Genomic DNA, 8,489 nt, shown 5'->3' on the forward strand with positions numbered 1-8,489 from the left:
CCTGGTGGCGCTCGCCGATGCGGGGGTGGTCGGCCAGCGCTCCGGCGACGTCCGCGTCGCTCCACGACGCGGCGAGGCCGCGGGCGGCGTCGAGGAGCGCCGGGAGGTCGGCGTACGGCCGGCCGGCGACGAGCTCGGCGGCGAAGGAGGGGATCGCGACGCACGGCGCGACGAGCGCGACGGCGTCGGCGGTCGTGGCCGCGTTGAATCCCTCCAGTGTGGTCACAGCCTCACCATACGAAACGAATGTTTCAGCATCGTGAAGACGTTGCCTCCTCGTGTCAGGGAGAGGCAGCCAGGGTGACGGCCAGGTCGAGGAGGTCGCGGTCGCGGCCGGGGGCGGCGATCAGGCAGACCCCGCAGGGGAGGCCGGCGCGGGTGGCGAGCGGGATGCTCAGGGCGGGCAGGCCCCCGAGTCCGGCGATGCTGGTCAGGCGCATCGTCGACTCCCGGGTGGCCTGGAGGTCGGCTCCGGGCAGCGGCGCCACCGAGCTGGCGCTGGGCAGCGCGATCACGCGGGAGCCGACGAACGACCGGATCGCGTCGCGGGCCTCGTCGGCCGCCTCCGCGGCAGCCTCGGCGTCGTCGTCGCTCACGTCGCGGGCGGCCTCGAAGCGGCCGCGTACGTCGTCCCCGAGAGTGTCGAGCCGGCTGGCGAGCCACTCCCCGTCGACGTGCCACGCCTGGTGGGCCTGCCCGGTGACGTAGGTCCGTCGCCAGCTCTCGGTGTCGGCGCTCCAGCCCTCCCGGACGTGGGCGACGCCGGCCAGCCAGGCCTCGACGGCCTCGCGCACGTCGTCGTCGGCGAGCGCGAGGAGCTCGGGCACGACGACCAGCCCGGCCGGGGGCGGCGAGGGCCGTCCGTCCCCGGCGACCGGCGGGAGCAACGCCTGGCCGACCGAGCGGAGCAGCTCGGCGTCGCGGGTCAGCCAGCCGACGGTGTCGAACGTCGGCGCCAGTGGGAGGAGGCCCTGGGTCGGGACGGCGCCGTGCGTCGTACGGATGCCGTAGAGGCCCTGGTAGGCGGCCGGGACGCGGATCGAGCCACCGGTGTCCGTGCCGAGCCCGATCGAGGCGTGGCCGAGGCTGACGGCCGCCGCCGAGCCCGACGAGGAGCCGCCGGAGATCCGGAAGGGGGCCTTCGGGTTGGGCGGGGTGCCGTAGTGGGCGTTGGTGCCGGCCAGCGAGTAGGCGAACTCGTCGGTGCGCGCGATGCCCCGGACCGACGCGCCCTCGTCGAGGAGGCGCTGGACGGCCCAGGCGTGGTGCCGCTCGGGCGCGGCCTGGGCCAGCCACGCGGGGTTCCCGGCGCCGATCGGATGGCCGGCGACGGCGAAGAGGTCCTTGACCGCGACGGTCTCGCCGGCGAGGTCGCCCTCGGGGTCGCCGGGCACGAGGGGGTCGCCGACGACGCGCCAGACGCGGGTGTCCAGCGCGGGCGCCGGGACCGACACGTGGGCGGCGGTCACCTTCCACTCGGGCCCGGAGTCCCCGTCGAGCCGCGCCCAGAGCTGGGTCTGCTGCCCGCGCCCGCCCGAGGCGAGCTCGGTGACCGCCACGATGAGGGTGTGCTCGGCGTCGATCGCCTGGACGTGGGTCTGGACGATCCGGCGCCACGGCCTCCCGTCGGCCGGGACCTTCCGGCCTCCACGGAAGGCGCTGATCGCGTCGTGGCCGACCAGCAGCCCGTTGGCGTCGCCGCGAAGGGTGGAGGCGCCGGGCGCGAAGAGCCGGTCGAGCTCGGGGACGTCGTTGGCCATGAGCGCCCGCTCGTAGGCCCAGAACGCCTCGCTCAGCGATCCCTCGCCCGGTCCGGAGGTCATGAGCCGAGCCCTCGCCTCGCATGACGGGTCATGCGAAGTCCGACTTCCGGATCGTGGCGTGCACGCCCTTGACCACGTCGACGACCTGGCTGATCCGGAAGTCGGTCGCGGCCGAGAGGTAGGCGTAGGCGAGGCGCTCGTCCATCGAGAAGCGCGCGCTGATCAGGGCGATCGCGGCGCGGACGCACTGGCGCACGGCCTCGTCGAGGTCCTCGTCGAGCCCGGTCGGCACGAGGAGCTCCGAGGTCTCCGCGAGCGGTCCGGCGAGCTCCCCGAACCTCGCGAGGGCGTCCTCGCGCGGGACCACGTCGAGCGTGATGGTGGCGCGCAGCGACGCCTCCATGGCCGTGAGGCTGACCTCGCCGTCGCCCTGCGCGAAGTGCGGGTCGCCGACGTAGGCCAGCGCCCCGTCGACCTGGACCGGCAGGTAGAGCGTCGAGCCGGTGGTGAGGAGCCGGATGTCGATGTTGCCGCCGTGGGGGCCCGGGGGGACCGAGTGCGGCCGCTCGTCGCCGGGGACGGCGACGCCCATGATGCCGAGGAAGGGCGCGAGCTCGAAGCGGACCGACGGCTCCTCGCCGGGCCGCCGGGGGAGCAGGCCGTACGCGCCGTCCTCGCTCACGGTGGCGAACGCGCTGAACACCGGATCGCCGTCGAGCGGATAGGTGTCGGGCAGGGCGCCCCTGCCGTGCCGGTTGCTGATCACGCCGTAGGGCACCCGCGGCAGGGTCTCGTCGACGGTGATCGCGAGCAGGTCGCCCACCCGCGCCCCGGCGACCGCGATCGGCCGGCTGACCACGTGCGGCCCGTCGACCCCGAAGGTGCGGGGGTAGTCGCTGCGGGCGAGCTCGATCGCGTCGGTCAGCACCTCGGTGGCGCCGTGCCCGGTGAAGAAGCGCTCGGGGTCCCGGCCCTGGTCCTCGAGGATCCCCTCGTGGCTGAGCGTGTCGACGGTCAGCTGGGTGCCGGGCTCCACGGTGAGGACGGGCGCGTCGGCCTCGCAGGGCAGGCGCCCCCACAGGCTCGTCTCGAGGCCCGAGGGCAGGTACGTCGTCGCGGTGATCGTCCCCGCGCCCGGCTGCAGCGCCGGCTCGTGTGTCGTGCTCACCGGCGGCTCAGCTCCGGTGGGGGAGCCGAACGACGGTCACGAAGAAGTCGTCGATCTGGCGGACCGCCGCGATGAACTGGTCGAGGTCGACCGGCTTGGTGACGTAGGCGTTCGCGTGGAGCTTGTAGGCCCGCATGATGTCCTCCTCGGAGGAGGAGGTGGTCAGGACGACCACCGGGATCAGGGAGAGCTCCGGGTCCGACTTGATCCTCTGGAGCACCTCGCGGCCGTCGTACTTCGGCAGGTTGAAGTCGAGCAGGATCAGGTCGGGGCGGGGGGCGCCGGCATGGGCGCCGCGCCGGTAGAGGAAGTCCAGCGCCTCCTCCCCGTCGCGGACGACATGCAGCGTGTTGCCGATCTTGTTGTCCTGGAAGGCCTCCCGGGTCATCAGCTCGTCGCCGGGGTCGTCCTCGACCAGCAGGACCTCGATCGGCTGCCCCTGGGGGGTCATACGGCACTTCCTTCCGACGGGATGACCGGGAGGTCCGGCCGCTCGGCCGGCATGGCCGGCAGGGTGAAGCAGAGGCGGGCGCCGGGCGTGTGATCCAGATCGATCCACATCCGGCCGCCGTGATAGTCGACGATCTTCTTGCACAGCGCCAGCCCGATGCCGGTCCCAGCGTAGGCCTCGCGGCTGTGCAGACGCTGGAAGATGACGAAGACCTTCTCGGCGAACTCGGCCGGGATGCCGATGCCGTTGTCGGTCACGGAGAGCAGCCACCCGCCGCCGGGCGCGGCGTCCGGGTCGGGCACGCAGTCGATCGTCACGACCGGGGACCGGTCGGGGGAGCGGAACTTGATCGCGTTGCCCACGAGGTTCTGCCACAGCATGACCAGCAGGGTCGGGTCGCCGCCGATCGTGGGCAGCCGCTCGGGCCGCTCGATCCGCGCGCCGGACTCCTCGACGGCGGTGACGAGGTTGTCCAGGGCCTTGTCGAGCTTGGTGTCGAGCGAGACCTGCCGCTCGAACTCGCTCGTCCGGCCGACGCGGGAGAAGGTGAGCAGGTCCGTGATGAGGACCTGCATCCGCTTGGCCCCGTCGACCGCGAAGTCGATGTACTGCTGGCCGCGCTCGTCCAGCTGGCCGGCGTACCGCTTCTCGAGGAGCTGGCAGAACGAGGCGACCTTGCGCAGCGGCTCCTGGAGGTCGTGGGAGGCGACGTAGGCGAACTGCTCGAGCTCGCCGTTGGAGCGGCGCAGCTCGACCGCCTGCGCGTCCAGCGCCCGGGTGGCGTCCCGGGAGGCGGTGAGCTCGGCGACGACCCGCTCGCGCATGCTCTCGACGTCGTGGGCGACCGCCCGGATGTCGGCGGGGCCGAACTCGGAGATGGGATGCTCGAAGTCGCCCTGCGCGACCCGCCGCGACGAGGTGCGCAGCAGGGCGAGCGGCCGGACCACGAGCCGGCGCATGAGCAGCAGGATGCCCACCGCCGCGAAGCCCAGCGCGACGAGCAGGCCGATCAGCACCCACGTCCGCTGGGCGCGGGCCCGGTCGAGCCGGCTCACGCTGACCGCGTTGCTCGCGGCGAGGTCGGCGTTCTGGACGTCGAAGAGGGCGCGTACGTCGTCGAAGGCCGTCTTCGCCTCGGTGGCCGACCGCTTGTCGACCGGTCGCGGGTTGCCCACGACGACGCTGTCGACGAGGGGCTGGGCGTAGTCCTCGCGCCACGTGGCGACCGCCTTCTCGAGGGCGGCGAGGTCCTCGACGACCTGGGTGTCGCCGGGCAGGAGGCGGCGGATCCGCTTCATCGAGGTCTCGGCGTCGGCCTGGCCCTGGGTGTAGGGCTCGAGGAACTGCTGGTCGGCGGTCAGGGCGTAGCCCCGGAGTCCGGTCTCCTGGTCGACCAGGGCGGCCTGGAGGCGGTAGGCCTCGGCCTGGGCCGGCTGCACCCGCTCGATGAGGTGGTCGGCCGTGACGTTGGTCCGGTGCAGCAGTTGGGTGGCGACGACCGCGCCGACCGTCACGAGCACCGCCAGGATCCCCAGCAGCAGGTTGAGCCAGCCCTCGACCGTCACGGACGCGAACCGCCTGCGGGTCGCTCCGTCGCTCATCGACCCTCCCAGGCGAGGTGGACGACGGCGATGTCGTCGTCGAGGCCGCCGTAGGGCTCGGCGAGCTGCTGCGCGTGGCGGATGAGGCCGTCGACGAAGGCGTCGGCGTCCGCGTCGGCGAGGCGTTGCGCCGCCTCGAGCAGTCCCTCCTCGCCGAGCCGGTCGCCACGGGCGCTCGTCCGCCCCTCGAAGAGGCCGTCGGTGAAGAGCATCAGCCCGCCCTCGGGCATCGGCAGCTCGGTGACCGGCCAGGCGGGCTCGGGCAGGGCGCCGAGCGGCGGCCCGCCGGGCACCTCGGCCAGCTCGACCGTCCCCCCGGCCCGCAGCAGCAGGCCCGGGTGCCCCGCGCGGACGACGTGGATCCGCTCGTGGTCGGGGAGCAGGGAGACGCAGCTGAGGGTGACGAAGATGTGCTCCGCGCTGCGCTCGGCCTCGAGGATCCGCTCGAGGCGGCGCAGCCGCTCCTCGCCCTCGATCCCGCTGAGCACCAGCGTGCGCCAGGCGATGCGCAGCGCGACGCCGACCGCGGCCTCGTCCGGGCCGTGGCCGGAGACGTCGCCGATCAGCACCTCCACGGTGCCGTCGGGCGTCTCGACGACGTCGTAGAGGTCGCCGCCGAGCAGGGCCTGGGCACGGCCCGGCCGGTAGCGCGTGGTGACCCGGAGATCGGTGGTGGGCGCGAGCAGCGGGCGGGGGAGCAGCCCCCGCTCGAGGCGGGCGTTCTCCTGCGCCTGGAGCTGGCTGGCCTGGAGCGCGACCGTCGCCTGCTCGGACTGCTTGCGCTGGACGGCGTAGCGCACCGACCGGCCCAGCGACTCGGCGTCGACGCGGCCCTTGGCGAGGTAGTCCTGGGCGCCCGCCGCGACGGCGGCGAGCCCGGTCTCGTCACCGGTCTGGCCGGTCAGCACGACGACGGGGATCCCCTCCGCGACCCGCTCCACGGCGGCCAGGGCCGCCAGTCCGTCGGAGTCGGTGAGGTGGAGGTCGAGCAGCACGCAGTCGGGCCGCTCGGCGATCAGGGTGGTGCGGGCCTGGGCCATCGACCGGGCCCAGGTCAGCCGGAGCGGCGGCTGGCAGTCGGCCACCATCTCCTCGACCAGCAGGGCGTCGCCGGCGTCGTCCTCGATGAGGAGGACGTGCTGCTCCTCGGAGGCGGCCGCGTCCGAGGTAAGCACGCGCGCACTGTACCGACCCGCGACGCCCCCGCCGCCGCGCGGCTCAGAGGCCGCGCGGCTCAGAGGATGGTGAGCACGACGATCAGGGCGAGGACGAAGACCGTCACGGCGGCCGCGACGAAGCGGGTCTCGCCGAAGCCCGGCAGCGGCTCGCCGAGGCGCATGGCCCGCTCCACGGCCGCCCACCGCCGGGCGGCGTTGATCGCCGCTCCGGCCGCGGCGAGGAGGATGAGCGCGACGAGGGTCTTGCGCAGCCAGGAGGTCTCGGGGACCTTCAGCGAGTGCAGCGCCACGCCGCCGGCGATCAGGCCGAGGCTGGTCCGGATCCAGGCGAGGAAGGTCCGCTCGTTGGCGAGGCTGAACCGCGGGTCGGGCTCGTGCCCCCCGCCGTAGACCGACGCTGGCCTCCGCCCGTCCGCCGCGCCCTCGGATCCGCCCATGGCCGAAGGGTAGCGAGGCCGGGTCGTCGCCGTTGTTACTCACGAGTAAGTTATCGCCCATGGCGCAGTACGACGACGACATCGCGGTCACGCCGAGCGGTGACGGGAGGCGGTTCGCAGCCGAGCTCGACGGGCGGTGGACCGTCGGTGGCGGACTCAACGGCGGCTACCTGCTGGGGGTCCTGGGCAACGCGATCCGGGAGAGCGTCCCGGGCAGGCCCGACCCGATCAGCATGAGCGCCTTCTACCTCAGCCCCGGCCGCCCCGGTCCGGCCGAGGTGGTGACGGAGGTCAAGCGCGACGGCGGATCGCTGTCGGTCGTCGCGGCCGACCTCGTGCAGGAGGGTGAGACCCGGATCACCGCCGTGGCGACGTACGGCGACCTCGACCGCTTCGAGGGCACGGTCCGCACCACGGCCGCCGAGCCCGAGCTGCCGCCGGTCGAGGACTGCGTCTCGACCGAGCAGATGGGCGAGGAGATGCGCGCTCTCGCGCCGATGTACCAGAAGTTCGAGATGCGCTTCCCCGCGGACGGCCTCGGCTGGGCGGTCGGGCGGCCCAGCGGCAGGGGCGAGATCGCCGCGTGGTTCCGCTTCCTCGACGACCGCGCTCCCGACGCGTTCAGCCTCGTCACGATCTGCGACCTGCTGCCGCCGGTGGCCTTCGACCTCGGCCTGCCCGGCTGGTCGCCGACCCTCGAGCTGACCGTGCACGTCCGGGCGAAGCCGGCGCCGGGGTGGCTCAAGCTCCGCCACCTCACCCGCAACCTCGCCGGCGGGATGTTCGAGGAGGACTGCGAGGTCTGGGACTCCGCCGGCCGCCTCGTCGCCCAGAGCCGCCAGCTCGCCCGCACCCCCCGCGGCACCTGACCGCCGACTGGGGCCTCCCCTCCCGCCGAGTGGGGCTTCCGAGCCCGCCGAATGGGGCTTCCGAGCCAGTCGAATGGGGCTTCCGAGCCCGCCGAATGGGGCTTCCGAGCCAGTCGAATGGGGGCTCGCTCAGGGTCGGGGCGGCCGGGGACGCATCCCGAAGACCCAGCGACGCCGGGGATGCTCGGTGACCGACCACAGCAGCCGGGTCGGCGGGTGGAAGACGATGTCCTCCGGTCCCGGCGGCGTGGCCCAGCGCCGCCGGCGCCATCGGCCCGGCCGGCCGACGACCATCTCGCCGGGCGTGCGCGGTCCGTGCGAGACGGTCACGTAGTAGATCCCGTCGACCACCACGGCGCCCTGCATCTGTGGGACGCCCTCCCCGACATCGATCGCCAGCGCCCGCCCGTCCGGGCCGGCGAGCAGCTCACCGGTCGCCTCGTCCAGGGGGAAGCGGGCGATCCGGGTGGTGCGACCGCCGCGGCCGTACTCCCCGACGACCAGGGTCGGCATCGGCCCGGTCCGGTCGAGGGAGAGGAAGGAGTAGCGCAGCGCGTCGTCGCTCTCGTCGGCCGTCGCGTGGTGGATGGCGCGCAGCGGCAGCACGTAGTCGTAGCCGGTCTCCCCGCTGGGATCGCGCATGAGGTCGTCGACCTGGAAGCTGAGGAAGCCCTGCCGGGTCGCGGCGACGTGCAGCCAGCGGCCCTGCCACACCAGGCCCCCGGCGTGGACCGTCACCGGCCGCAGCCGTCCCTCGGGCGTCGCGTCGACGAGGAGGACGTGGCGGTAGCGCCGCGTCCGCAGGTCGAGGAAGGTGACCCGGGCGCCCTCGCCCCGCTGGGAGTACCAGCTGACGAGCAGCACGTCCTCGGCGTACCCGGTCCGCCAGGAGGTGGCGACGCCCTGGGGGAACCACGTCTCGTCCCGCCCGTCGCGCCGCTCCCAGCGCAGCGCGCGCCGGACCGCGAGCCCGGGCGCCAGCGTTCGGCGAGCCCGACGGTCGAGGTCGGCGAGGACCCCCG

At 74.0% G+C, this 8,489-nt stretch carries 9 protein-coding genes; 1 reads left to right on the plus strand and 8 read right to left on the minus strand.

The genetic code is table 11. The annotated features are described in order from the left end of the window. From QM572_RS11855 to QM572_RS11885, 7 genes are all read right to left on the minus strand, one after another. Positions 1–226: 2-oxo-4-hydroxy-4-carboxy-5-ureidoimidazoline decarboxylase (locus QM572_RS11855; protein WP_415093317.1), on the minus strand; the 226-nt coding region annotated here is incomplete at its 3' end. 55 nt (positions 227–281) lie between these two features. Next, on the minus strand, positions 282–1,823 hold the full coding sequence (locus QM572_RS11860) for an AtzH-like domain-containing protein (RefSeq protein WP_415093319.1): 1,542 nt from the start codon (positions 1,821–1,823) through the stop codon (positions 282–284). Positions 1,824–1,851: 28 nt separating this feature from the next. Further along, a complete protein-coding gene (locus tag QM572_RS11865; protein WP_415093321.1) occupies positions 1,852–2,931 on the minus strand; it encodes an acetamidase/formamidase family protein in 1,080 nt (359 codons plus the stop codon). Between the two features lie 7 nt (positions 2,932–2,938). Continuing rightward, on the minus strand, positions 2,939–3,382 hold the full coding sequence (locus tag QM572_RS11870; protein WP_415093323.1) for a response regulator: 444 nt from the start codon (positions 3,380–3,382) through the stop codon (positions 2,939–2,941). Continuing rightward, complete coding sequence (locus QM572_RS11875; protein WP_415093325.1) at positions 3,379–4,983, minus strand: sensor histidine kinase; 1,605 nt, start codon at positions 4,981–4,983, stop codon at positions 3,379–3,381. Before QM572_RS11875 ends, QM572_RS11870 begins: the two co-directional genes overlap by 4 nt. Next, positions 4,980–6,158 (minus strand): PP2C family protein-serine/threonine phosphatase, encoded by a 1,179-nt coding sequence (locus QM572_RS11880; protein ID WP_415093327.1) that lies wholly within the window; start codon positions 6,156–6,158, stop codon positions 4,980–4,982. The genes QM572_RS11875 and QM572_RS11880 overlap by 4 nt, the downstream gene beginning before the upstream one ends. Positions 6,159–6,217: 59 nt before the next feature. Beyond that, positions 6,218–6,598 carry a YidH family protein gene (locus QM572_RS11885; protein WP_415093329.1) on the minus strand — a complete coding sequence of 127 codons (381 nt, stop codon included), beginning with the start codon at positions 6,596–6,598 and terminating at the stop codon, positions 6,218–6,220. Positions 6,599–6,657: 59 nt separating this feature from the next. On the opposite strand from QM572_RS11885, the gene QM572_RS11890 reads away from it, so the two are divergent. After that, positions 6,658–7,467, plus strand: coding sequence for a thioesterase family protein (locus tag QM572_RS11890; RefSeq protein WP_415093331.1), 810 nt, complete (start codon positions 6,658–6,660; stop codon positions 7,465–7,467). Between the two features lie 129 nt (positions 7,468–7,596). Here QM572_RS11890 and QM572_RS11895 read toward each other — a convergent pair. Continuing rightward, positions 7,597–8,489, minus strand: an 893-nt coding sequence (locus tag QM572_RS11895; protein ID WP_415093333.1) for a hypothetical protein, incomplete at its 5' end; no start/stop codon positions are given.

Origin of the sequence: Nocardioides sp., assembly GCF_047607365.1 — a bacterium.
Taxonomy (GTDB): domain Bacteria; phylum Actinomycetota; class Actinomycetes; order Propionibacteriales; family Nocardioidaceae; genus Nocardioides.

Excerpts from the sequence above, each read along its gene's own strand:
- QM572_RS11860 (WP_415093319.1), bottom strand. The coding sequence starts at position 1,823 with ATGACCTCCGGACCGGGCGAGGGATCGCTGAGCGAGGCGTTCTGGGCC.
- QM572_RS11870 (WP_415093323.1), bottom strand. The coding sequence starts at position 3,382 with ATGACCCCCCAGGGGCAGCCGATCGAGGTCCTGCTGGTCGAGGACGAC.
- QM572_RS11875 (WP_415093325.1), bottom strand. The coding sequence starts at position 4,983 with ATGAGCGACGGAGCGACCCGCAGGCGGTTCGCGTCCGTGACGGTCGAG.
- QM572_RS11885 (WP_415093329.1), bottom strand. The coding sequence starts at position 6,598 with ATGGGCGGATCCGAGGGCGCGGCGGACGGGCGGAGGCCAGCGTCGGTC.
- QM572_RS11890 (WP_415093331.1), top strand. The coding sequence starts at position 6,658 with ATGGCGCAGTACGACGACGACATCGCGGTCACGCCGAGCGGTGACGGG.